This window comes from Nonomuraea sp. NPDC050556, from assembly GCF_044457355.1.
Classification (GTDB): domain Bacteria; phylum Actinomycetota; class Actinomycetes; order Streptosporangiales; family Streptosporangiaceae; genus Nonomuraea.
The window spans coordinates 886,952-910,351 of record NZ_JBITGU010000001.1; the positions used below are offsets into that span (position 1 = coordinate 886,952).

Sequence of the window (23,400 nt, forward strand, 5' to 3'; positions counted from 1 at the left end):
GTCCGATTAGTCTATCATCTCCAATCGTTCGGGATTTCCGATTCATTGGGGAGTGTCAGCTCATGGCTGAGGTCTTGTTGTTTCACCATGCCCAGGGACAGACGGCCGGGTTCCTCGGCTTCGCCGCGGAACTGCGTCGGGCGGGGCACCTCGTGCACACCCCCGACCTGTACGCGGGACGGACGTTCACGAGCCTGGACGACGGCCTGGCCCACGCGAGGACGATCGGCTTCGACAACCTGCTGGAGTACGGCGTGCGCGCCGCAGACACGCTGCCCGGCGACCTGGTGTACGCCGGATTCTCGCTCGGCGTCATGCCGGCGCAGAAGCTGGCGCAGACCCGCCCTGGCGCGCGTGGCGCGCTGTTCTTCGAGTCCTGCCTGCCCGCCTCGGAGTTCGGGGACTCATGGCCGGAAGAGCTGCCCGTCCAGGTCCACGGCATGGACGCCGACCCGTTCTTCACCGATGGAGGCGACCTCGACGCCGCCCGCGAGCTCCTCGTCTCGGCGAAGCACGGCGAGCTGTTCCTCTACCCCGGCAGCCGGCACCTCTTCGCCGACAGCAGCCTGCCCTCGTACGACGCCGACGCTGCAGGGCTGCTCACCCGCCGCACCCTCGACTTCCTCGCCACGTGGAGCTGAGTCGGCCACACACCCACCCAGGCTCCCGCCGTCCGAGGAGGAAGCCGGAGAGCGCGCAGAGGTCACTACTTCCGCTCCTTGGCGGCGCGGGTTAGCCTGAACTGACTGCAGAACGGATTGAGTCAGTCGGTCAGGTGGTGCTGGTCGTGTCCCAGGACAAGGCGTCTCGCATCCTCGACGCCGCCGAGGCGCTGCTGCTCGCGTACGGCTATCGCAAGGTCACCGTCGACGAGGTCGCGAGCCGGGCAGGAGTCGGCAAGGGAACCCTGTATCTCTACTGGCCGAGCAAACGGGAACTGTTCGCCGCCGTGCTCGCCCGCGACACGGCCCGCCTCGTAGCCGCGCAGCTCGCCGCCCTGAGCCGCGATCCGGCCGAGGTCCGGCTGCATCGGGCGATCCGCCGGTCGTTCCTGCTGACCATGCGTAACCCGGTGTCCAAGGCGCTGGCCACCGGGGACCACGCCATGCTCGGCGAGGTCCTGGCGGGGAACGATGCCGGGTCGCACTACCTGGTCGGCAAGCTCGAGACGACGGCACGCTACCTGGCGATCCTGTGGAGGCACGGCCTCCTGGCCGACGACCCCGCCGACCCGGCCCTGTTCTACCGGCTGTCCGCCGCGGTCATGGGCTCCTACCTGCTCGAAGCCGGGCTGCCACCGGGCGTGGACCTGGACCTGGAGACCAGGGCGGACGCTCTGGCGACCACGCTGCGCCGGGCCTTCGAGCCCACCGCCGAGCCGTCGCAGGCCACGCTGCGGGCCGCGGCGGACGAACTCACCGATCTTCACCAGCAGTGGCTGGCCGACCCCTCCATCCCCGGAGCCTGAGGAGCGCCGACATGACGGGCGTCAAGGTACACCTGGACAAGGCGATGGGCACATCGCTGATCATGCTGTACGGCCTGGCCCACGACGCACGCACCACCCCCTCCCTCCTCGGAGACACGGTCGCCGCGCAGGCCCTGGACAAGGTCGACTACGACTTCGCGCGGCTCAAGCTCTCACCCCAGCTCACCGCGCTCGCCGTCACCACCCGCGCCAAGCACTTCGACGACTGGACCGCACAGTTCCTGGCCGCGCACGAACAGGCCACCGTCGTGAACCTGGCCGCGGGTCTGGACTCACGCGTCTGGCGGGTCGCGCCGGGACCCGGCGTGACCTGGTATGACGTCGACTACCCCGACGTGGTCGACGTCCGCAGCAAGATCTTTCCTCAGCGTGACGACGCCTACCGGCTGATCGGCTCGTCGGTGACCGCGCCGCAGTGGCTGCAGCAGATCCGGCCCGACCTGCCCACCCTGGTCATCGCGCAGGGGCTGACCATGTACCTCCAGCCGGAGGACGGGCAGGCGCTGTTCCGCCGCATCACCGAGCATTTCGCCCGCGGGGTCGTCATCCTCGACACCCACAACTCCTACGCCCTGCGCAGGCAGAACAAGCTGGTGCACCGTCATTTCGGCGCCACCATGCACTGGGCCATCAACGGCCCAGGCGACGTGGAGCGCGCCGTACCGCGACTGCACTGCACCGACACGGTCAGCGGCCTCGCCCTGCAGGGCCACGCTCCCGGCCTGCCCCTGGCGTACAAGATCCTCATCAACCTGTGCCGCCACGTCCCCGTCCTCCGCGACGCGGGCCTGTACCTCCGCTACGAATTCGGCCCCTGACGCCCGCACGTCCGCTCCACTATTTGGTGTTGCTAAGTACCGGTAGTCGGTGTTACTTTGTACCGGTAGCAAGCATCACTGAGTAGCTGAAGGGGGGTGTTCCATGGGCAAGCAGGTGACGGAGATGCTCAAGGGAACCCTGGAGGGCATCGTCCTCGCGATTCTGTCCGGCCAGCCCGCCTACGGCTATGAGATCACCGCATGGCTGAGGGACCAGGGCTTCACCGAGATCGCCGAGGGCACCATCTACGCCCTGCTCGTCAGGATCGAGCAGCGCGGCTTCGTCGACGTCGAGAAGGTGCCGTCGGAGAAGGGGCCGCCGCGCAAGGTGTACTCCCTGAACGCCCAGGGACGCGCGCACCTGGAGGAGTTCTGGCGGACCTGGAGCTTCCTGGCAGAACGCCTGGAGCAGCTCCGCGAAGGAGGCAAGTAGTCATGACCGATGAGAAGAGCGGCTTCCGGCAGTACGTCGAGATCGTCACCGGGTCGCTGGAAGACAAGAAGCGCTGGCGGCAGTACAAGGCGCGGATCAAGGCGCTTCCCCCGGACTACCGCGCGGCGGTCGAGGCGCTGGAGCGGTATCTGAACCATCTCGGGTCGGTCGACGGCAGTCCGGAGATGTGGGATGACCTGGCCGACCTGTTCGAGCGGGCAGCGGCGGACAGAACCCCGATCCGCGACATCTTCGGAGAGGACCCCATGGAGTTCGTGGAGGCGTTCGTGGCCAACTACCCGCTCGGGCAGTGGATCAAGCGAGAGCGCAACCGGTTCACCAGCGCCATCAAGCGCGCTGCCGGAGAAGGAGAGGTTTTGGAGTGAAGACACACGCCTGGACCGGCATGCTGCCGGTCGACGACACGGCGCTGGCCGTCACCGACACCGGCGGTACCGGGATCCCCATCCTGTACCTCAACGGCCACACCGCCACCCAGGGGTACTGGCGGCGGGTCATCGCCGAGCTGGGGCCGAGCTGGCGGCACATCACCTATGACATGCGGGCCCGCGGCAGGTCGAAGCGTTCCGCGGACTACTCGTTCGAGACGAACGTCGCGGACATCGACGCCGTCCTCGCGGCCCGGGGAGTGGAACGGGCGCTGGTGGTGGGCTGGTCCTACGGGGCGTTCGCCGCTGCCTACTGGGCGAGCCGCAATCCCGGCAGGACCTTCGGCGCGATCCTGGTCGAGGGGGCGCAGCCGTACGACTGGCTGGACGCCGCCATCGAGGCGCGGATCAGGAAACTGTTCAAGCGGTTGAGCTGGTTGTTGCCGCTGCTGCGGCCGACGGGGCTGACGCCGCGGATGAGCGCCGCGCAGATCGCCGAGAGCAACATCGAGGTGGGCAGGATCGCCCGGGTGAGCGTGCTGGGCCCGGTCATGGACAGCATCACCGTTCCGACCCGGTATGTGGTCGCGTCGGGGGCGTCCCTGGGCAGCAAGGGGGACGAGCAGGAACGCATCCGCGCCAGCCTCACCAAGCTCGTCGAACGCAACCCGAACATCAAGATCAGTGCGAAGGTCCCCAGCAACCACGGTTCGATCCTGAAGAAGGACTTCCGCGCCGTCGCGGACGCCGTACGCGAGGTCGCCGGCCTCGACCGCACCAAGCACTGAAACCACGCACGTCGGCGGATGTCCATTCCCGCGGTGCCATTCACACGAACCATCGATGAGAACGGACTTGTGTATGACAGTCCATCAGTTCAGCGCGCCCGCGATCCGCGTGCAAGGCCTGAAAAAGTCCTACAAAGACCTGAATGTCCTGCGTGGCGTGGACTTCGACGTGGCGCGCGGCAGCATCTTCGCCCTCCTCGGCTCCAACGGCGCGGGCAAGACGACCGTGGTGAAGGTCCTCGCCACGCTGCTCAAAGCCGACGCGGGTACGGCGGGCGTCAACGGATTCGACGTCGCCACCCAACCCCGGGACGTGCGCGAGTCCATCAGCCTGACCGGGCAGTTCGCCGCCGTCGACGAGATCCTCAGCGGCCGGGAGAACCTCGTCCTGGTCGCCAAGCTGCGCCACCTCAAACGCTCCGGCCAGATCGCCGACGACCTGCTCAGGCGGTTCTCGCTGACGGAGGCGGGCGGTCGGAAGGCGTCGACGTACTCCGGCGGCATGCGCCGCCGCCTGGACATCGCGATGAGCCTGGTCGGCGACCCGCCGGTCATCTTCCTCGACGAGCCGACCACCGGCCTCGACCCCCAGGCGCGCCTGGAGGTGTGGCAGACCGTCAAGGACCTCGCCGAGCGCGGCACGACCGTCCTGCTCACCACGCAATACCTGGACGAGGCGGAACAGCTCGCCGACCGGATCGCGATCCTGCACGAGGGCCGGATCCTCGTGAACGGCACGCTGGCCGAACTCAAGCAACTCCTCCCGCCCGCCAAGGTCGAATACATCGAGAAGCAGCCGACCCTCGAGGACGTCTTCCTGTCCCTCGTCGGCGCCGAGTAAGGACCCCCCATGACCGACACCATCGTCCTGCTGGGGCGCTCCCTGCGCCACATCACCCGCAGCGTGGACACCATCGTCACCACCGCGATCATGCCGATCGCGATGATGCTCCTGTTCGTCTACGTCTTCGGCGGCGCGATCAACACCGGGTCTGACTCGTACGTGAACTACCTGCTGCCCGGCATCCTGCTCATCACGGTCGCCTCGGGCGTCGCCTACACCGCGTTCCGGCTGTTCACCGACATCAAGAGCGGCATCTTCGAACGTTTCCAGTCCATGCCGATCGCCCGCTCGTCCGTCCTGTGGGCGCACGTGCTGACCTCGCTGATCGCCAACCTGATCTCCCTCGTGGTCGTCGTGCTGGTCGCCCTGCTCATGGGGTTCCGCTCAGGGGCGGGCCCGCTGGCGTGGCTGTCGGTCGCCGGAATCCTGGTCCTCTTCACCCTGGCCCTGACCTGGCTGGCCGTCATCCCCGGACTGACCGCCAAGACGCCCGACGGCGCCAGCGCGTTCTCCTTCCCGCTCATCTTCCTGCCCTTCCTCAGCTCGGCCTTCGTGCCCACCGCGACCATGCCGGGCCCGGTGCGCTTCTTCGCCGAGCACCAGCCGGTGACCTCCATCGTCAACGCCGTCCGCGCCCTGTTCACCGAGCACCCGGTCGGCACCGACATCTGGATCGCGCTCGGCTGGTGCGCCGGTCTCCTGCTCGTCGCGTACGGCTTCGCCATGAACACCTACCGCCGCAAGATCTCCTAGGAGTGCGAGATGTCCATCACCCTTTCCGAGCAGGACAAGACCACCCTGCGCACCGCCGCCTACGGCGCCGTCAGCTTGATGGTCGCCGCCGACGCCACCGGCAGACCCCACCGCGCAGCCGTTGACGGTTCCCTCGCCCTCGGCACCGGGACCGGCCTGGTCGGACACGTCCTCGCCACCTACCCCAAGGGCGTGAAGCTGAGCGGCAAGACGGTCGCGGAGCTCGCCGACCTCGTCCTGCCCGCCCTGGCGGCGGCCATGAACGTGCTCAAGAAGCACGCCCCGGCCGAGGCCGACAACTTCCGCGACACCGTCGTCGTCGCCGTCGAAGCCGCCGCCCGCACCCACCAGGGCCAGCCCAAGCCGACCCTGACGAACATGATCCGCAAGATCACCGCCGCCCTCACCTGAAGGAGATCATGATGGAAAACACCGATAGTCCGTCCCGCCGCTCGGTCCTCGGAGCGTTGGGCGCCGTCCCGCTGGCCGCCGGGGGTCTGGTGGCCGCGGCGGGAAGCGCCGAGGCGAGAGGGACCTCCTTCTCCAAGACGGGGATGCGCAGGGTGCGCGACGTACTGGCGCGGCACGTCGAGTCCGGGAGGATCCCCGGGCTGGTGGCCCTGGTCGGCCAGGGCGACAGGACGTACGTCGAGGCGATGGGGACGATGCGCGCCGAAGGCGGCGCCCCGATGCGCCGGGACACGATCTTCCGCATGGCCTCCACGACCAAGCCGGTCGCGATGGCGGCGGCGATGGTCCTGCTGGACGAGTGCCTGATGCGGCTGGACGACCCGGTGCAGCAGTGGCTGCCCGAGCTCGCCGACCGGCAGGTGCTGAAGCGGCCGGACAGCCAGCTGAACGACACCGTCCCCGCGCAGCGGCCGATCACCGTACGGGACCTGATGACCTCCACGTTCGGCCTCGGCATCGACCCGACCGTGCTGACCTTTCCGATCACCGCCGCCATCTTCGAGCGAGGGCTCTACCCCCAGGAAGGGGTCCCCACCCTGGCGCCGGACGAGTGGATGCGCCGCCTCGGCACGCTGCCGCTGATCTACCAGCCAGGCGAGCACTGGCAGTACAACATCGGCAACGACGTCCTCGGCGTGCTGGTCGCCAGGGTCGCGGGCAAGCCGTTCGAGACGTTCCTGCGCGAGCGCGTCTTCGAACCGCTGGGCATGAAGGACACCGGCTTCCACGTGCCCGCCGAGAAGATCGACAGACTCCCACCCCTGTACGCTCCCGACCCGCGGACCGGCAAGCTCGTCGTGTGGGACGAGGCCGTGGGCGGCCGTGTCAGCAAGCCTCCTGCGTTCCCGTCGGGAGGCGGCGGGCTGGTCTCCACCGTCGACGACTACCACGCCTACTTCCGGATGCTGCTCAACGGCGGGATGCACGGGAACCGGCGCGTCCTGTCGCGGCCCGCCGTACAGATGATGACGACCAACCGCATGTCACCTGAGGAGACCACGCTCAGGACCGCCCTGGCCAAGAAGTTCGTGCACATGTCGTTCGGCCAGGGGCAACACGGCGGCTGGGGCTTCGGGATGGCGGTGCGCACGTACCAGGCCGACTACGCCTCGATCGGGCAGTTCGGCTGGGACGGCGGAGCCGGGACCACGACGTACGCAGACCCGGACAAGCAGCTCGTCGGCATCCTGCTCACGCAGGTCGGGACGACCAACCCGGACTCCACGCGAGCCATCCTGGACTTCTGGTCCACGCTGTACCAGTCGATCGACTGATCCCCCTCCGGCGTCAAGAACGCATCAATACGCGCGGTGATGGTGTACAGGAGTCGTATCGAACGGCCCTTTCCCCTGATGTTCGCGGTTTGCTGGAAGCATGCGCAGGTCGTGGGAGTTGCAGGTCACAGGTGGTTTCGCGGTAGCTGTTGGCGCTTGTGCGCTGATCGCGCTCGCGCCGCCTGGGGAGTGGCGTCCGTACGCCATGGCGGTCGTTGTCGCCGGATATGCGCTGTGGACACGGAGCCCGCTCGCCGGGCTGGCGACCGGCTTCATGGCGTGGTTCTTCACCACCGGATTCCTGGTCAACGCGCTGGGCGAGCTGAGCTTCGCGGAACCCGATGTGGTCAGGCTGCTCGTGTTCCTCGCGGCTGGATCGTGCGCTCTGCTGCATGGCCGGGTCCCTCAGGGGGCGAGGGGCAGGCCGAGGTTCAGGTTGCCGATGCCGTTGAGGTTGCCGAGTGACTCTCCGACGGTGATGCCGTCGGCGGGGTCGCGGCCGGGCGGGTAGGCGGCGGCGCGGTTGACGTTGTCGCTGAGCACCCAGGTGGTGTGGCCGTCCCGGGTGATGGCGGTGAAGGACCGCTCCCGGCCGATCACGTCGCTCTTGAGGTCGTGCGCGCCGACGTAACTGCCGTCGTCTTCGGTGATGAAGCTGCCTTTGTAGGTGTCGCCGATCTCGTAGCAGCGCTGCTCGGCTGAGGAGGCGGGGGTGAAGATGTAATAGTCGCGCTTGACCTTCTGGTCCACGAAGGAGCGGGTGTAGGTCCGCGCGCCGCTCGCGACCAGTCCCAGACCCGGGCGTACGCCCAGCGGTTGGCAGGCGGCGGCCAAATCCGGCGGCATGCTGACCGGCCGGACCGTTGTCCGTACCCAGATGATGGTGCCCGCGCTGTCGGTCAGCTGGGTGAAGGTCGCCTCCTCGCCCTGCTCGGCCTGGCTCCAGGTCGCGCCCGGTTGCTCGGGCGGCTGCTTCAGGTCGGCTTCCAGCGGCGGGTGCTGGAAGCGACTGGTCTGGATCTCGCCGATCCGGAAGCAGTAGGAGCGTCCGGTGAAGCCGAAGCGGACATTGCCCGGCAGATTGCCGAGCAGGGTGAAGGAGCCGCCCTCGGCCGGGCGGTAGTAGGCGGTGCCCTCGTACACCAATCCCAGCCCGTCGCCGGGACCGAACGCCCGGCACCCCTCGGCTCGCGGCTCGCCGTCGGCCGCCGCCGCCAGGGGCTGGAACAGCAGGATGAGGCTCAAAGCGCCTCCAGCAACCGTGGCGCGTAGCCTGAGTGTCATCACTACCCCCTGGATAACTGTCAGTGATCATCGGTCACTGTACGGTGACGAGTAAGCGTGACGGCGCTCCCACGCGTGTAAAGGGTGTGGAGCAACTGGAATTCGAGGAGTTCTACCGGACCAGCCGGGACGCGTGCCTGCGCGCCGTACTCGTCGGCACCGGAGACCCGACGCTGGCCGAGGACCTGGTAGCCGAGGCCTACGCCCAGGCGTGGGGCGCCTGGCGCAAGGTGCGGGCGCATCCCGCGCCGCGGGCCTGGATCGTGCGCACCGCGTTCAACACCCGCGTCTCCTGGTGGCGCAGACGCCGCCGCGAGGTCGCCCTGGCAGGCCATGACGCCGCGGCACACCAGCCAGCCCAGGGCGTCGACCCCGCGCTGCTGGCGGCGGTCCGGCGTCTGCCCAGGCGGCAGCGGGAGGTGGTGGCGCTGCGGGTCTTCCTCGATCTGGACACCGAGGCCACCGCCAGGACGCTCGGAATCGCTCCAGGCACCGTCACCGCACACCTGGCACGGGCCGTCGCCACCCTGCGCGCCGACCTGGCCACCGCCATCACCCAGGAGGGCCCAGCGTGAACGACGTCTTCGACACGATGAAGGAGTCCATGGAGGGCGTGCACATGCACACCCCCGTCGAGCGGATCGTCGCAGCGGGACGGGCGCGCCGCCGCTACAAGATCACAGCGATCGTGGCGGCGACCGCCGTGACCGGTGGTCTGGCGCTCGTCCTGGCGACCGGCGGCCCGCAGGTCAACGCGCCTCCAGCGGGCGTGCACGTCCAGCTCGCCGCGTTCTCCGTCGACAGCAATCCCGACGGTACGGTCACCGTCAAGCTCACCAAGGAGCAGACCCTCGACCCGAAGACCCTGCAGAACGCCCTGGCCCAGGCGGGCATCCCGGCCGACATCCGGGTCAACGAGTTCTGCAGCTCGCCGGTCGACGTGCCGGGCTTCGAGAAGGTCATGTCCGACACCAAGGATGAGAACGGCCGGATCGTGATGACCATCGACCCGGCGGCCATGCCCGAGGGCACGACGTTCATCGGAGGGATCAGGACACCCGACTACAAGCCGGACGACCCCAGCAAGCTGGGCGCGACCTTCGGCCTGGCCCGCAACGGCGACACCCTCGAGTGCAGCACCGAGCTCCCCAGATAGAAACGGCGCTCGCGGCGGGCGATGCTGGCCACGAGCGCCTGGCGTTTCTCAAGAATCACTCCAACCCGGTTTTCTCTGTGAGCGTTAACATCTAGGCTGTCGGCGGCGCACCCTCCAGGCGGAGAGCTGAGGTGGTGATGGTGGCGAAGCCCCCAAGACGCGAACCGCACAGCCCGCCCGGATGAAACTTTCACGGCTCCGAGTCGAATCGGTTCGGGCATTCCACGAAACGTCGAAGAGATGAGAACAGAAATGACAGCGGACGGATTGTTACGCCGCATCAACACCAAGATCGCGCACCCCGCCCGGATCTACGACTACCTGCTGGGCGGCAAGGACAACTACGCGGCCGACCGGGAGGCGGCCGAGCAGCTCGTGAAGGTCTCGCCCGGCACGCGCGAAGGTGTTCAGGCCCACCGCGCCTTCCTCCGCCGCGCCGTGCACCACCTCGCCGCCGAGGCCGGGATCGACCAGTTCCTCGACATCGGCACGGGCATCCCCACCCAGGGCAACACCCACGAGATCGCGCAGCAGGTCAACCCCGACGCCCGGGTGGTCTACGTGGACAACGATCCGATCGTCCTGGTGCACGGCCGCGCCCTCCTGAGCGGCAGCCCGACGGGCATGACGACGGTGATCGAGGCAGACCTCCGGCAGCCGGACACGATCCTCCTCGACCCCGAGGTTCGGAAGGTGATCGACTTCGACCGGCCCGTGGCCATCGTCATGGCCGGCGTCCTGCACTTCGTCTCCGACGAGGAGGGGTGCTACGGGTTGGTGGAGCAGTTCAAGGCGGCGGTCCCGGCGGGCAGCCACCTGCTGCTGTCGCACATCACGCTCGACTTCGCCCCCCAGGTGAGCAAGGAGGAGTTCACCAAGCCCTACGACAGGAGCAGCGCGCCCATGGTGCCCAGGACGCACGCCGAGGTGGAGCGGTTCTACGAGGGGTGGCGGCTGGTCGAGCCCGGTGTCGTCGAGGTGGTGCACTGGCGGCCGGAGGACGAGGGGCAGGGCGCGATCCCGGGCGGTGGTCATGCCTGGGCGTACGGTGGCCTCGCCGTCAAGCCCTGACCAGGCCGGATGTGCGGGACGCCAATGGCGAGGGCGTCCCGCACAAGGCGGGGAGGGTCCAAAGGTGTTAACGCTAACATTCGGTGTCGAATCCAGTGGCCTTTCCGTCGGAGGCTGGGTGGTGGTGTTGCAGCGGAGCTAATACGACGCGGGGAGCTCCGTCAAGGGCCCCCTTCTGATCTGCGGCGTCGAATCGATTCGCTGAGAGTCTTGACATGTTACGTCGAGGTTTCCACACTGAGTCGCGAAAGGTGACCTCCTCCGGCCGGTGTGGGTGGTGAGCGGCGGGAGCGTGTGCTTCCGGCTTCCTCATCGATTCGACTGCGGGCTTCCGTCATGCCCGCGCCAGGAGGAGAACGATGTCCCTTGCCCGATGGCTCGCGGCACTGGCGACCGTACTGATCTGGACCACCCCCGCGTCGGCCGCCACAGCCGCACCGCTGGTGAGCGCCGCCTCCGGGCGCTGCCTGGACGTGCGGGGCAACGTCGACGCCCTGGGCACGACGCTGCAGATCTGGGACTGCACCGGCGCGGCCAACCAGGCGTTCGAGTTCACCGCCGCAGGTGAGCTGCGCACGTTCGGCGGCACGCGCTGCGTGGACGCCTACGGCAACCAGACCTCGCCAGGGACCCAGGTGGTCATCTGGGCGTGCAACGGCCAGGCCAACCAGAAGTGGCGGCAGAACCCCGACGGCTCCATCACCGGCACGCAGTCCGGCCTGTGCCTGGACGTCAACCACGCCGGAACGGCCAACGGCAGCGCCGTCATCCTGTGGACCTGCCACGGGCAGCCCAACCAGAAGTGGAGCACGACCACCACGCCTCCGCCCGGAGGACGCCCCTGCGACATCTACGCCTCGGGTGGCACGCCGTGCGTGGCAGCGCACAGCACGGTCCGCGCGCTCTACAGCTCCTACAGCGGCAACCTGTACCAGGTCAGGCGCTCCTCCGACAGCACGACCAGGAACGTCGCCGTCCTGGCGGCGGGCGGCCCAGCCAACGCCGCGACCCAGGACGCGTTCTGCGCCGGCACCTCCTGCGTCGTCACCGTCGTCTACGACCAGTCGGGGCGGGGGAACGACCTGTGGTACCAGGGATCGGGCGTGGTCCCGGGCTCACCCCAGAGCAAGCCCGCGACCGCGACGTCCGAGTCGCTGACGGTCGGCGGCGCCAAGGCCTACTCGCTGTACATCAACCCGGGCAACAGCTACTGGCGGGACGGTCACCTGACGGGCGTGCCGACCGGCTCGGCGCCCGAGGGCATGTACATGGTGACCAGCGGCACCCACGTCAACAGCGGCTGCTGCTTCGACTACGGCAACAGCGAGACGACACGCAAGGCCGACGCCGCCGGGGCGATGGACGCGATCAACTTCAGCAGGCAGTGCTGGTTCGGCGGCTGCTCGGGAACCGGCCCCTGGGTCCAGGCGGACCTGGAGTGGGGGCTGTTCCCCGGGGGCAGCCAGGCGTGGAACCCGAACCAGCGGCCGTTCACCGGCAGGTTCGTCACCGCGACGCTCAAGAACAACGGGACGTCCCGCTTCGCGATCAAGGGCAGCGACGCGCAGTCCGGCGGCCTGTACACCCTCTACGACGGCTCCCTTCCGCCGGGATACAGCCCGATGAGGAAGCAGGGCGCCATCGTCCTGGGCAGCGGCGGCGACTGCTGCAAGCCGGACGGCGGCGCCAACCTCAGCGCGGGGACCTTCTACGAGGGCGCCATGGTCGCGGGCTACCCGTCCGACGCGACAGAGAACGCGGTGCAGGCCGACATCGTCTCAGCGGGCTACCGCTGACCCCACGTTAGGAGTGCTCCCAATGAGATGGAAAGCCGCCCTCGCGGCCGCCGTACTCGTCCTGACGTTCGCCACGCCTGCCCAGGCGGCGGACCAGTCCATCAGCGTCGACTTCTCCGCGGGCGGAGGGGCGCCGGCCTACCGGGCCTCCGGGTGGATCTACGGGATGACCGAGAACGCCTCAGGCCCGCCCGACCACTTTCTCACCGATGTGAAGTTCCGCTCCATGCGCGCCGGAGGGGCCCAGCTCGACAGCCCAGGCGGCTGGGTGTCGGGCAAGTACGACAGAAGGTGGAACGCCACCCGCGCCCAGCTGCTGCGTACCCGGTCACTGGGCGGGGAGTTCGTCCTGCTCGTCCACGACCTGTGGGGTGCGGACGGCTATCCCATCACCCGCTTCCCCGGCGACAACGGCAACTGGACCGACTGGGACGCCTTCCTGACCCGCGTGATCAACGACGTCCGGGCGACGGGCGCTCCTGTCCAGTGGGACCTGTGGAACGAGCCCAACATCACCATCTTCTGGAACCGCCCGATCTCCCAGTACCTCGAGCTGTGGAAGCGCACCTACCAGCGCGTCCGCGCCGCCTTCCCCTCCCAGCTGATCGTCGGCCCCAGTTGCGCCTGCACGCCGTCCACCGGCGGGTTCTGGACCCAGTTCCTCGACTACGCCAAAGCCAACAACGTGGTCCCGGACATCGTGAGCTGGCACTCCCTGCCCGGCGATCCCGTCGCCAACGTCGCCACCGCCAACAGCACCCTCGACTCCCGCGGCATCCCGCACCCGCGCCCGTACCAGATCAACGAGTACGGCGCGGCCGGCGAGCAGAACCCCGGCGACGGCGCCTGGTACATCGCCCGCCTGGAAAGGGCAGGAGCCGACGGCCTGCGCGCCAACTGGGCGGGCGGCGGGAACCTGCACAACGACCTCGCCAACCTGCTCGTCCGCGACGCGGCCGGTCAGTACCAGCCGAAGGGCGAGTGGTGGGCCTACCGCTTCTACGGCTCGCAGACCGGCCAGATCGTGTCCGTCACGCCCAGCGCCGCGTACGACGCTTTCGCCACCAAGGCGACGGGGAACGCCAAGGTCCTGGTCGGCGGCGGTTCCACGACCGGCAACATCGCCGTCGGCCTGCGGCGGCTGGACACCGTGAGCGGCATCGTGCAGAACAACCAGGTGCGAGTCGTCGCCGAGCGCATCCCCTACAACGGCGGCGGCGCCGTCCAGGGGCCGGTCACCGTACAGAACTCCGTCGTGACCCTGTCCGGCAACAGCACGACGGTCAACCTGCCGCACACCGGTGTCGACGACGCCTTCACCATCACGCTCCTGCCGCCGTCCGACCCGGGTCCCGGCGGGTCGACGTCGGTGGTGCGCAACGTGAACGCCGGGCGCTGCCTGGACGTGCCGAACGCGAGCACCGCCAACGGCACCCAGCTCCAGCTCTGGGACTGCCACAGCGGCGGCAACCAGCAGTGGACCCTCACCGCGTCCAAGCAGCTCCAGGTGTACGGGAACAAGTGCCTGGACGCCGGCAACCAGGGCACCACCAACGGCACCCCCGTGATCATCTGGGACTGCAACGGCCAGACCAACCAGCAGTGGAACCTCAACGCCGACGGCACCATCACCGGCGTGCAGTCCGGCCTTTGCGTGGAGGCGAGCAACTTCGGGACCGCGAACGGAACCAAGGCACAGCTCTGGTCCTGCACCGGCACCACCAGCCAGAAATGGACGAGAAGCTGACGCTCTGATCAGACCGTACGGCGGGGCAGCGCCGCGCTGCCCCGCCGCCTCGGTTCAGCGCAGCGCGTAGGCGCGCTTGACGAGCTGGGTCACCGACCCGCCCGCGCTGTCGTTCGTGGTCGTCCGCAGCGTGACGACCCCGTTGGTCGAGCCCAGCTCCACCCGCGCCCACCACACCGTAGGACGGTTCCGCGTGGCCGAGTGGCTGCCCGCCTGCAGGCCGAAGGTGAAGCTCTGCCCGGCGGGCGCCCGGTTGAGCAGGTCGACCGGCAGGTCGTAGCGGAACCGGATGGGGTGCTGACGGCGGGTACGGCGAGCAGGACGCCCGCGAGGAGCACGTTGAGCTGACTCATCTGCTTCTCCTAGATCTTTGGGAGCGCTCCCAAAGCGCTCCAAGATCCATCGCGGGCGACGCGTGTGTCCGCCAAGTGATCAGCAGACGTGAGGCGGGAAACATCGTTGTTCGTGCGCGGCGGCGAGGATGAGGTAGGCGCTGGCCGTCCAGGTGTAGGCGCGGTCGCGCAGCCCCTCACCGGTGCGCGCGTCGAAGTTCTCCGCGAAGCCCGACCTCTCGCACAGCGCGCGGAACCTGGCGCTGATCTCGTCGGCCAGCTCCGGGTGACCCGCCCGCCGCAGCCCGTCCTCGATGAGGATGGTCGACGGCGCCCAGATGGGGCCGCGCCAGTAGCCGTCGTCCTGGTAGTGCTCGGAGGACGGCAGCTCGGTGGCGGGCCCGAACTCCGTCAGGTGCTGCTCGATCCGGGCGGCGAGGGTCGCGCGGACCGGCTGCGGCAGCTCCTCGCCCAGCACGATCGGCAGGAGGTCGAGCAGGCTGGAGCTGCTCCGGGCCTGCCCGGAGCGCGCCCCGCGGGCCACGAACCTGTCGCCGTCCCACAGCTCGGCGAGGAGGTCCTCCAGCAACCCGTCGGCCCGCGCCGTCCACTCCGCGGCCACCGCGGGTTCGCCGGTCAGGCGGGCCAGCGTGCGCATCTGCAGGACGAGGAAGGCGGCCAGGTCGGCGGTCTCGACGACCCGCTCGTGGTCGAAGGTGGTGGCGTTGTCCCAGCCGCTGTCGTTGCCGTGCTGGTAGTGCGGCAGCCCGCGTCCCGGGGCGCGCCTGGATTCGAGCCAGAAGCGGGTCCAGCGCTCCAGCAGCCGGTAGGTCCGCTCGGGGTCCGCAGCCGGGGGCAGGTGACCCAGGGCCCAGCCGTGGATGGGCGGCTTGACGAAGTTGTAGAGGATCTCGGAGTGGGTCACCGAGTCGGGCAGCGCGCCAGCGGGGTCCTGGTGGTCGAAGGGCAGCAGGAACTGGTCCCAGGCCAGCTCGGGCAGCCCGCCGGCGAGGGCGATGGCGTTGAAGCAGTGATCCCAGCTCCACACCTTGTCCATCCAGTGCTTGGACATCAGTACGGCGGGCCGCGTGACGAACCCGGCCGGCCGTACCGTGGCCGACCACAGCACGTACGCGGCCAGCTCGGCAGCGGGCGTGCGATCGCTGCGCCAGGGCGCGACCGCCGCGACGAACGCGTCGAACTCCGCCCGCGCCGCCTTGACCACCTGCTCGAAGACCGCCTCGCTCGCGTAGGGGGCGCGGGCCGTCTCGTACTCCTCGACGGCGATCTCCCAGTCGCCGCTCAGCACGACACCGCGTTCCGCCGCCCCCAGGGCCTGCGCGCCGAGCTGCTCGCTCCGTCCGTCGAGGACGGTGATCCGGTAGCGGCGCCCGGTCTGGTAGACGGTGAAGACGGACGACCCGTCGACGGGGTCCTGGTAGAAGTACGGCCCGCTGAACGGCGTCAGCACCGGGTCGGCGGCCAGCAGGCGGAGCCCGAGGCCGCGCCCGCGCACCCGCACGGTGTCGGCGCTCTCGTAGGCGAGATCGATCCGCCCGCCGTCGCCGCTCCAGGTCAGCTGGTACGGCGTGGCCGTCACGATGCTCCCGGCGGCCGGGACCAGCCGCAGGATCGCGTGCATGCCGTTCTGGTGGGAGACCAGGTGCACGTCCTCGGCGTACCTCTTCTCCGCCACCACGGGCGAGAAGCAGAACCACGATCCGGAGTAGCTGAACGGGATGTCGCGCAGGGAGAACATGGAGTCCTTTCAGTCCTTGACGGCGCCGGCCGTGACGCCCGCGGCGACATAGCGCTGGGCGACGACGAGGAGGATCGTGGCCGGGATGGAGGCGACCACGGCGGTGGCCATGATGGCGTTCCACTCCTGGTTGTTGTTGCCGATGTAGTGGTAGATGCCGAGCGTGATGGGCTGGTGCTCGCCGCCCTGGTCGAGGGTGCCGGCGAAGATGAAGTCCGACCACGCCCACAGGAACGCGAACAGCGACACGGTGATGAGCGCGTTGCGGCTGACCGGCAGCACGATCGAGACGAAGGTGCGCACCACCCCGGCGCCGTCGGTGCGGGCGGCCTGGAGGAGCTCCTCGGGGATGCCGGACATGAAGGCCGTCAGGATGAGCACGGCGAACGGCACGGCGAGCGTGGAGTCGGCCACGATGAGGCCGGGCACGGAGTTGAGCACGCCGGCGGACAGGAAGATGGCGTAGAAGCCCATCGCCATGATGATCCCGGGGATCATCTGCGCGATGAGCAGCACGAAGCTCAGCGCGCCACCGCCACGCGGGCGCAGCTTGGCCAGCGAGTAGGCGGCCGGCGCCGCGACCAGCAGGGTGAGCGCCACGGTGCCGAGCCCGACGAGCAGGCTCACACCCAGGTAGGGAAGCTGCTCGTCCAGCACCCGCCGGTAGCCGTCGAGGGTGCCGTCGACCGGGAACCAGTTCGGCGGGCTCTTGCGCATGTCCTGGTCGCGGGTGAACGACACGTTGATCATCCAGTAGACCGGGAAGAGCATGATCGCGGTCAGCAGCACACCGATCGCGGTCTTCATGACCGGGTCCTCCTGATGTAGATGAGCCCGAACACCAGGGCCGTCACGATGAGAAGGTTGCCGACGGCGGCGCCCGGCCCGAAGGCGGGCACGAGGTTGCCGAACCCCAGCCGGTACGACCAGGTGGCGAAGGTGGTGGAGGCGCCGCTCGGGCCGCCCTTCGTCATGATCCAGACGATGTCGAACACCTTCAGCGTGTAGACCAGGCCGAGCAGCAGGGTGATCGCCGACACCGGGCGCAGCAGCGGGAAGGTCACCTTCCAGAACCGCTGCCTGCCGTTCGCGCCGTCGATCGCGGCGGCCTCGTAGACGTCCGGCGAGATCGCCTGGAGCCCGGAGTAGAGCACCACGAGGTTGAACGGGACGCCGATCCAGATGTTGGCGATGACCACCGACCACAGCGCCCAGTCCGGCGAGGTCAGCCAGTTCACCGGGGTGCCGCCGAACCACGACAGGGCGGTGTTGACCACGCCGGAGTCGCTGTTGAGCATCCATGACCACGTCGAGGCGGACACGATGAGCGGCAGCAGCCACGGCACCAGGAACAGGGCCCTGAGGATGGCCGACAGCCGGAAGTTCCGCTGGAAGAACACCGCCAGCGCGAGCCCGATCGTGAACTGGAAGGCCAGCGATACCAGGGTGAACACCACGGTGTGCCACAGCGCGGGCCAGAAGGTCGCGTCCGCGAACACCTTGGCGTAGTTGCCGAACCCGGCGAACGGCGCGTCCCCCTGGACGAAGGAGCGCACGGTGTAGTCGCGCAGGCTCAACTCGACGTTGCGGTACAGCGGATAGGCGTAGAACACCAGGAGATACAGGACGACCGGGGCGAGAAACGCCCAGGCCGCCCCACGCGCGGATCGGTTCATGCGCTCACTGGCCCGCCGCCGACTGCGCGGCCGCCATCGCCTCCTGCGGCGACTTCGACCCGCTCAGCGCCGCCTGCACCGCGCCCCACATCGGCTCGGAGATCTTCGGGTACTTGGTGCCCAGGTCGTCGCTGGTCCGCCCCTTGGCGGCCTTGACCGCGTCCACCCACACCTTCAGGCCGGGGGTGGCCGCCACCTGCTTGGCCTGCACCGCCTCCGTGGGCGCGATGTAGGACAGGGTGGTGGTCGTGGTCAGCGAGTTGTCCGTACTGGTCAGGCAGGTCACCAGCTTCTGCGAGGTGGCATAGCGGCCGGTGTCGGACTGCACCGGGATGCTGACGAACTCGCCGCCGGTGGGTGCTGGCGCGTTCCCGCCCGCCTTGCCGGGAACCGGGATGATGCCGTAGTCGAAGCCGGCCTTCTCGGCGTTGGCCAGCTGCCACGTGCCGTTCTCCGCGAAGGCGTAGTCGCCGGCGGCGAACTCCTGCCAGCTCGTCGTCTGGGTGTTGTTGATGACGGAGTTCGGCGCGTAGCCCTTCTTGAGCCAGCCGGTCCACAGTTCCACGGCCGAGACGCCCTCGGGCGAGTCGAGCTTGGTCAGGTTCGCGCCCGAGCCCCAGAACCACGGCAGGAACTGGAAGCTGCCCTCCTCGGTGCCGATCGCCGAGAACGTGATGCCCTTCTTGCCCGCCGCCTTGACCTTCTCCAGCGCCGCCGTGAGCGAGGCCCAGTCCTTGACCGAGGCGATGTCGACCCCCGCGGCCTTGAGCACCGCCTTGTTGTAGTAGAGGGCCAGGGTGTTGGCGCCAATCGGAACGCCGTAGGTCTTGCCGCCGCTCTGTCCGGCGGCCAGGAGGTTCGGCGCGATCGCCGAGACGTCGAGCTTGTTCTCCGCGCTGGTGGTGAGCACCCCGGCCTCGGCCAGCGTGGAGACCACCGGATTGTCCACGATCAGCACGTCGGGGGAGTGGGCCTGCTGGGCGGCCAGCAGGGCCTTGTTCGTCAGGTCGCTGGTGTCGTAGCCGGTGCGCTCGACCTTGACCCCGGCGTCGCCGCCGCACTTGTCCAGCAGCTTCACCCACTCCGAGGACCTGTCGTACTGGGGGTAGGGGTCCCAGATCGCGAAAGCCGTACTGCCGGAAGCACTGGGGGTGGGGGACGACGAGCAGGCGGCCAGCCCGCCCATGGCGGCCAGAACCGCCAGACCCGCTCCTGCCGCTGATCTCATGAGCGACCTCCACGCTGAGTCGAATCGGTTCGACCGAACATAAAGCTGCTGTACGGTGAACGTCAATGGCTCCGCGAACGGACGGGACACGGGTGAACATCGGAGAGATCGCCAAGCGGGCGGGAGTGTCGCGGAGCACCGTCTCCTACGCGCTCACCGGCAAGCGCCCGGTGTCCGAGGCGACCAGGCACCGCATCCAGACGGTGATCGACGAGCTCGGCTACCGGCCCAACGCCGCGGCCAGGGCGCTCAAGGAGGGCCGCACCCGGACGATCGGCCTGGTCATCCCGCCCGCCAGCAGCAGGCTGACCGACATGCAGCTCGGCTTCGTGGCCAGCGTGGTCGACGCGGCCGCCCGCGCCGACCTCGACGTCCTGCTGTCACCCTCGGGCGGCGAGCACGACCGCTCCTTCGAGCGCGTGGTCACCGGCCGCCGCGTCGACGGGGTCATCCTCATGGAGATCAGGCTGGAGGACGACCGGGTCGCCCGGCTGCTGGGCGGCGACCTGCCCTTCGTCGGCATAGGGCGCACCCGCGACCCCGAGGGCATGTCCTGGGTGGACGTCGACTACGAGACGCTCATCGCGAAGTGCGTCCACCACCTGGCCGACCTGGGCCATCGGCACCTGGCGCTGGTCAACCGCAACCCCGAGCTGGTCGCCTCCGGCTACGGGCCAGGCCATCGCGCGCAGGCGGGCTTCGACCGGGCCGTCGCCGAACGCGGACTCACCGGGGTGCGGGTCTGCTGCGCCGACGACGCCCAGGCAGGGCAGAGCTGCGTGCGGGGGCTCCTCGGCGAGCATCCGCGGCTGACCGCCATTGCCACGATCAACGAGGCAGCCGTGCCGGGCATGTACCGGGCGCTGGCCGACGCGGGGCTGGCCGTACCCAGGGACTTCTCCATCGCCGGGGTCGCCGCCCAGCACTGGGCCGAGAACCTGCATCCGCCGCTCACCGCCGCCGACGTTCCCGCCGACGACATGGGTGCGCGCGCCGTGGAGCTGCTCATCCAGCGCATCGCCGACCCCTCGACCGCCCACCGCCATCTGCTGGTCGCCCCGCCGATCTCCCTCCGCAACACGACGGGTCCCGCCAGGCGGGATGTCGAACCGATTCGCATCGAAGCGCCGTGAAACTTTCACGGCCCGCGGCCACGCGCGGGCCACGCCCCGACGTGTCGGAAAGAGCGCGCTGCCTGGCTGGACTCGCCTGGGGCGGCGGTGACGGGACGACGTCCCGGTGACGCCTGGGGATTGTTCAATTCTCAATCATTTGTTGTCATGAGACCTCCTGTCCCCCCTGCGAAGGAAACGGACTTGAGGTACCTGAGCCCACCGTGGTCGACACCGCTGCTGGACCGGCTTTCACCCGAGGATCGCCGCCTCTTCCAGCTGTTCGGGCAGGGCCCGCACCGGACGGTTCCCCATCGGCACATCCACCGCGCTTTCGAGGCGTGGGCCGCGTCCAACCCCGACGGCGTCGCCGTGGAGCATCTCGGCGAGCGCATCTCCTACCGGCAGCTCGACCGCCAGGCGAACCTGCTGGCCGCCCTGCTCGTACGGCACGGCGTCCGGCCGGGGGACAACGTCGGGTTGTTCGTCCGGCGCGGGATCCCCATGGTGGTCGGGCTGCTGGCCGCGCTGAAGGCGGGCGCGGCCTACGTGCCGCAGGACGTGGACATCGCCCCGGACGAGCATCTCCGCCACGTGATCGCCACGGCCGCGACGCGGATGATCCTCACGCTGTCGGACGTGCGGGAGCGCATCCCGGCGGGCGCCGGGCAGATGTGCGTCGCCATCGACGCCGTCATGCGGGAGGGCGGCCAGGACGCGTTCGCCCGCGTGGAACCCGCCGAGGCCTGCTACGTGCTGTTCACCTCGGGCACGACCGGCAGGCCCAACGGGGTCGTCGTCACCCATCGCAACGTCTGCAACGTCCTGCTCACCGAGCCGGGAGGCCTCGGCATGCGACCGGGAACGCGGGTCGGGCAGATACTCAACATCGGGTTCGACATGGCCGCCTGGGAGATCCTCGGCGCCCTCGCGCACGGCGCGACGCTGGTCGTCCGGGGCAAGGACATCGCCGAGACCGTGCGGGACGTCGAGGTGGTCATCGCCACCCCGACGATCCTGGCGTCGGTCGATCCCGGGCGCTGCCGCCGGATACGGGTCGCTGCCGTGGCAGGAGAGCCGTGCCCGCGCGCGCTCGCCGACCGGTGGGCGGCCGTGGGCACCTTCTACAACGCGTGCGGACCGACCGAGACGACCATCGTCAACACGATGCAGCGCCACGACCCGGCGGCGATCCGGCTCACCATAGGCCGGCCCACGCCCAACAACACCGTGTACGTGCTCGACGAGCACGGGCGGCCGTGCGCGATCGGTGAGACCGGCGAGATGTGGGCGGGTGGCGAGGGCGTGTCCGCGGGATACGCGGGCAACACCGAGCTGACCGGGCAGAGGTACGCGCCGGATCCGTTCCTCGGCGGGGGCAGGCTGATGTTCAGGACGCGGGATCTGGGCCGGTGGACGCCCGACGGGGAGCTGGAACACCTGGGGCGGACCGACGACCAGGTCAAGATCCGCGGGTTCCGGGTCGAGCTGGACTCGGTTTCCGCCGTCCTCGAAGCGCTGCCCGGCTGCAGCCGCGCGGTGACGCTCAAGCTCGACGACCGGACCCTGGTGTCGTTCGTCGCCGGGGCGCACCTGGAGCAGGAGGTGGCCCGGAGGGCGGTGGCCGCCGCGCTCCCCTATTACTGCGTGCCATCGGCCGTGTACATGATGGGAGCGCTCCCAAGGACGCAGCGAGGGAAGATCGACAAGGAGGCCCTGCTCCGCCTGGCGATCGCGGAGGTGGCGTCGTGACGGCGGTCTCCGATCTTTCCGGGTTGATGGCCCTGCCGCGCCGCGCGCTCAAGCATCCGCGTCTCATGCACTACAACCGGCTCGCCGCTCTCGTGCTCGCGGTCAACCTGGGCGTGCTCGCGTACGGGCCTGGCCCGGATCCCCGTGCCATGTCCCACGCCGCGCTGGGGAACTTCGCGCTGGCCGTCATCGTCCGCCAGCAGTACGTCGTCAACCTGCTCTTCTGGCTCGCCACCCGGCCGCCCACCACGTGGCCGCTGCGGGTCCGGTGGGCGCTGGCCAAGGTCTACCACTTCGGCGGCCTGCACATCGGCGGGGCGCTGGCGGGGACGCTCTGGTTCCTCGCGATGGCCCTCGACCTGGGCGGCGCGGTCTCCTACGTGCTCGTGGTGCTGCTCGCCTGCATGATCGTCACGGCGCTTCCTCCGCTGCGGTCCAGGTTCCACGACCTCTTCGAACGCACGCACCGGTTCGGCGGCTGGACCGTGCTGGTGCTCTTCTGGATCCAGACGGTGCTGGTCGAGCGGAACCCGGTGACGGCGCCCAGCGTGTGGATCCTGGCCGCGATCACCGTCAGCATCGCGCTGCCCTGGCTGCGGCTGCGGCGCGTGCCGGTGGTCATCGAGCGGCCGTCGCCACACGTGGCGCTGGTGCACTTCGACCACGGTGTCACGCCGTTCGCGGGCTCCTCGACGGCGGTGAGCCGCAACCCGATGCTGGAGTGGCACTCGTTCGCCAACGTCCCGGCGCCGGGGCGGTCGGGGTTCCGGCTCACGATCTCGCGGGCGGGCGACTGGACCGGTTCCTTCATCGACGACCCGCCCTCGCACCTGTGGGTCAAGGGCATCACGACCGCCGGCGTGGCCAACATCGAGACGCTGTTCACCAAGGTGGTGTACGTGGCCACCGGCAGCGGCATCGGGCCGTGCCTGCCCCATCTGCTGGCCGAGAAGGTCCCGTCCCGGCTGGTGTGGTCGGCGCGGCGGCACCGGGACACCTACGGCGACGCGCTCGTCGACGAGATCCTGGCCGTGCAGCCGGACGCGGTCCTCTGGGACACCGCGGAGAACGGCAAGCCCGACATGGTGCAGCTGGCCTACGCGGCGTACGCCGAGTTCGGCGCCGAGGCCGTCATCTGCATCTCGAACAAGAAGCTCACCTGGCAGGTCGTGCACGGCATGGAGCGCCGCGGCATCCCCGCCTACGGCGCGATCTGGGACTCCTGAGG

General features: G+C 69.2%; 24 protein-coding genes. 18 read left to right on the top strand and 6 right to left on the bottom strand.

The window, feature by feature from the left end; genetic code table 11:
- Positions 1 to 62: 62 nt before the first annotated feature.
- The 10 genes from ACIBG8_RS04425 (at position 63) to ACIBG8_RS04470 (ending at position 7,259) form a co-directional block, all read left to right on the top strand.
- Positions 63 to 641 carry a dienelactone hydrolase family protein gene (locus ACIBG8_RS04425; protein WP_397341079.1) on the top strand — a complete coding sequence of 193 codons (579 nt, stop codon included), beginning with the start codon at positions 63 to 65 and terminating at the stop codon, positions 639 to 641.
- Positions 642 to 787: 146 nt separating this feature from the next.
- Positions 788 to 1,468 (top strand): TetR/AcrR family transcriptional regulator, encoded by a 681-nt coding sequence (locus tag ACIBG8_RS04430; RefSeq protein WP_397341080.1) that lies wholly within the window; start codon positions 788 to 790, stop codon positions 1,466 to 1,468.
- 11 nt (positions 1,469 to 1,479) lie between these two features.
- On the top strand, positions 1,480 to 2,307 hold the full coding sequence (locus ACIBG8_RS04435) for a class I SAM-dependent methyltransferase (protein WP_397341081.1): 828 nt from the start codon (positions 1,480 to 1,482) through the stop codon (positions 2,305 to 2,307).
- 103 nt (positions 2,308 to 2,410) lie between these two features.
- Positions 2,411 to 2,740 carry a PadR family transcriptional regulator gene (locus ACIBG8_RS04440; RefSeq protein ID WP_397341082.1) on the top strand — a complete coding sequence of 110 codons (330 nt, stop codon included), beginning with the start codon at positions 2,411 to 2,413 and terminating at the stop codon, positions 2,738 to 2,740.
- Between the two features lie 2 nt (positions 2,741 to 2,742).
- Positions 2,743 to 3,126: a DUF1048 domain-containing protein gene (locus tag ACIBG8_RS04445; RefSeq protein WP_397341083.1), complete on the top strand. Its 384-nt coding sequence runs from the start codon at positions 2,743 to 2,745 to the stop codon at positions 3,124 to 3,126.
- Positions 3,123 to 3,917, top strand: a complete 795-nt coding sequence (locus tag ACIBG8_RS04450) for an alpha/beta fold hydrolase (RefSeq protein ID WP_397341084.1) — start codon at positions 3,123 to 3,125, stop codon at positions 3,915 to 3,917. The genes ACIBG8_RS04445 and ACIBG8_RS04450 overlap by 4 nt, the downstream gene beginning before the upstream one ends.
- Before the next feature lie 73 nt (positions 3,918 to 3,990).
- Positions 3,991 to 4,758, top strand: coding sequence for an ABC transporter ATP-binding protein (locus tag ACIBG8_RS04455; protein WP_397341085.1), 768 nt, complete (start codon positions 3,991 to 3,993; stop codon positions 4,756 to 4,758).
- A 9-nt stretch (positions 4,759 to 4,767) separates the two neighbouring features.
- Complete coding sequence (locus ACIBG8_RS04460; RefSeq protein WP_397341086.1) at positions 4,768 to 5,514, top strand: ABC transporter permease; 747 nt, start codon at positions 4,768 to 4,770, stop codon at positions 5,512 to 5,514.
- Between the two features lie 9 nt (positions 5,515 to 5,523).
- On the top strand, positions 5,524 to 5,925 hold the full coding sequence (locus ACIBG8_RS04465) for a hypothetical protein (protein ID WP_397341087.1): 402 nt from the start codon (positions 5,524 to 5,526) through the stop codon (positions 5,923 to 5,925).
- A gap of 8 nt (positions 5,926 to 5,933) precedes the next feature.
- Positions 5,934 to 7,259: a serine hydrolase domain-containing protein gene (locus ACIBG8_RS04470; RefSeq protein WP_397341089.1), complete on the top strand. Its 1,326-nt coding sequence runs from the start codon at positions 5,934 to 5,936 to the stop codon at positions 7,257 to 7,259.
- Positions 7,260 to 7,664: 405 nt separating this feature from the next.
- Here the strand turns inward: ACIBG8_RS04470 and ACIBG8_RS04475 are convergent, their stop codons facing one another.
- A complete protein-coding gene (locus ACIBG8_RS04475) occupies positions 7,665 to 8,504 on the bottom strand; it encodes a hypothetical protein (RefSeq protein WP_397341090.1) in 840 nt (279 codons plus the stop codon).
- Between the two features lie 125 nt (positions 8,505 to 8,629).
- Between ACIBG8_RS04475 and ACIBG8_RS04480 the strand changes: the two genes are divergently transcribed.
- From ACIBG8_RS04480 to ACIBG8_RS04500, 5 genes are all read left to right on the top strand, one after another.
- A complete protein-coding gene (locus tag ACIBG8_RS04480) occupies positions 8,630 to 9,118 on the top strand; it encodes a sigma-70 family RNA polymerase sigma factor (protein ID WP_397341091.1) in 489 nt (162 codons plus the stop codon).
- A complete protein-coding gene (locus ACIBG8_RS04485) occupies positions 9,115 to 9,699 on the top strand; it encodes a hypothetical protein (RefSeq protein ID WP_397341092.1) in 585 nt (194 codons plus the stop codon). Before ACIBG8_RS04480 ends, ACIBG8_RS04485 begins: the two co-directional genes overlap by 4 nt.
- 252 nt (positions 9,700 to 9,951) lie before the next feature.
- Positions 9,952 to 10,770, top strand: a complete 819-nt coding sequence (locus tag ACIBG8_RS04490) for an SAM-dependent methyltransferase (RefSeq protein WP_397341093.1) — start codon at positions 9,952 to 9,954, stop codon at positions 10,768 to 10,770.
- Between the two features lie 359 nt (positions 10,771 to 11,129).
- On the top strand, positions 11,130 to 12,566 hold the full coding sequence (locus ACIBG8_RS04495) for a lectin (protein WP_397341094.1): 1,437 nt from the start codon (positions 11,130 to 11,132) through the stop codon (positions 12,564 to 12,566).
- Positions 12,567 to 12,588: 22 nt separating this feature from the next.
- Entirely contained in the window at positions 12,589 to 14,313 is a 1,725-nt protein-coding gene (locus tag ACIBG8_RS04500; protein WP_397341095.1) for a ricin-type beta-trefoil lectin domain protein, read from the top strand.
- A 54-nt stretch (positions 14,314 to 14,367) separates the two neighbouring features.
- Here ACIBG8_RS04500 and ACIBG8_RS04505 read toward each other — a convergent pair whose 3' ends face one another.
- Genes ACIBG8_RS04505 through ACIBG8_RS04525 form a run of 5 tightly spaced genes read right to left on the bottom strand, consistent with a single transcriptional unit; the run spans position 14,368 to position 19,308 of the window.
- Entirely contained in the window at positions 14,368 to 14,709 is a 342-nt protein-coding gene (locus ACIBG8_RS04505) for a hypothetical protein (RefSeq protein ID WP_397341096.1), read from the bottom strand.
- A gap of 36 nt (positions 14,710 to 14,745) precedes the next feature.
- The gene (locus ACIBG8_RS04510; RefSeq protein ID WP_397341097.1) at positions 14,746 to 16,404 is read right to left on the bottom strand and encodes an amylo-alpha-1,6-glucosidase; all 1,659 of its coding nucleotides are present in this window, start codon (positions 16,402 to 16,404) and stop codon (positions 14,746 to 14,748) included.
- Between the two features lie 9 nt (positions 16,405 to 16,413).
- A complete protein-coding gene (locus tag ACIBG8_RS04515; RefSeq protein ID WP_397341098.1) occupies positions 16,414 to 17,211 on the bottom strand; it encodes a carbohydrate ABC transporter permease in 798 nt (265 codons plus the stop codon).
- Positions 17,208 to 18,080 (bottom strand): carbohydrate ABC transporter permease, encoded by an 873-nt coding sequence (locus tag ACIBG8_RS04520; protein WP_397341099.1) that lies wholly within the window; start codon positions 18,078 to 18,080, stop codon positions 17,208 to 17,210. Before ACIBG8_RS04520 ends, ACIBG8_RS04515 begins: the two co-directional genes overlap by 4 nt.
- Positions 18,081 to 18,084: 4 nt before the next feature.
- On the bottom strand, positions 18,085 to 19,308 hold the full coding sequence (locus ACIBG8_RS04525) for an extracellular solute-binding protein (protein ID WP_397341100.1): 1,224 nt from the start codon (positions 19,306 to 19,308) through the stop codon (positions 18,085 to 18,087).
- A gap of 92 nt (positions 19,309 to 19,400) precedes the next feature.
- Between ACIBG8_RS04525 and ACIBG8_RS04530 the strand changes: the two genes are divergently transcribed.
- From ACIBG8_RS04530 to ACIBG8_RS04540, 3 genes are all read left to right on the top strand, one after another.
- On the top strand, positions 19,401 to 20,441 hold the full coding sequence (locus ACIBG8_RS04530; protein WP_397341101.1) for a LacI family DNA-binding transcriptional regulator: 1,041 nt from the start codon (positions 19,401 to 19,403) through the stop codon (positions 20,439 to 20,441).
- Positions 20,442 to 20,624: 183 nt separating this feature from the next.
- Positions 20,625 to 22,172, top strand: coding sequence for an amino acid adenylation domain-containing protein (locus ACIBG8_RS04535; protein WP_397341102.1), 1,548 nt, complete (start codon positions 20,625 to 20,627; stop codon positions 22,170 to 22,172).
- Positions 22,169 to 23,398, top strand: coding sequence for a hypothetical protein (locus ACIBG8_RS04540; protein ID WP_397341103.1), 1,230 nt, complete (start codon positions 22,169 to 22,171; stop codon positions 23,396 to 23,398). The genes ACIBG8_RS04535 and ACIBG8_RS04540 overlap by 4 nt, the downstream gene beginning before the upstream one ends.
- Positions 23,399 to 23,400 lie beyond the last annotated feature (2 nt).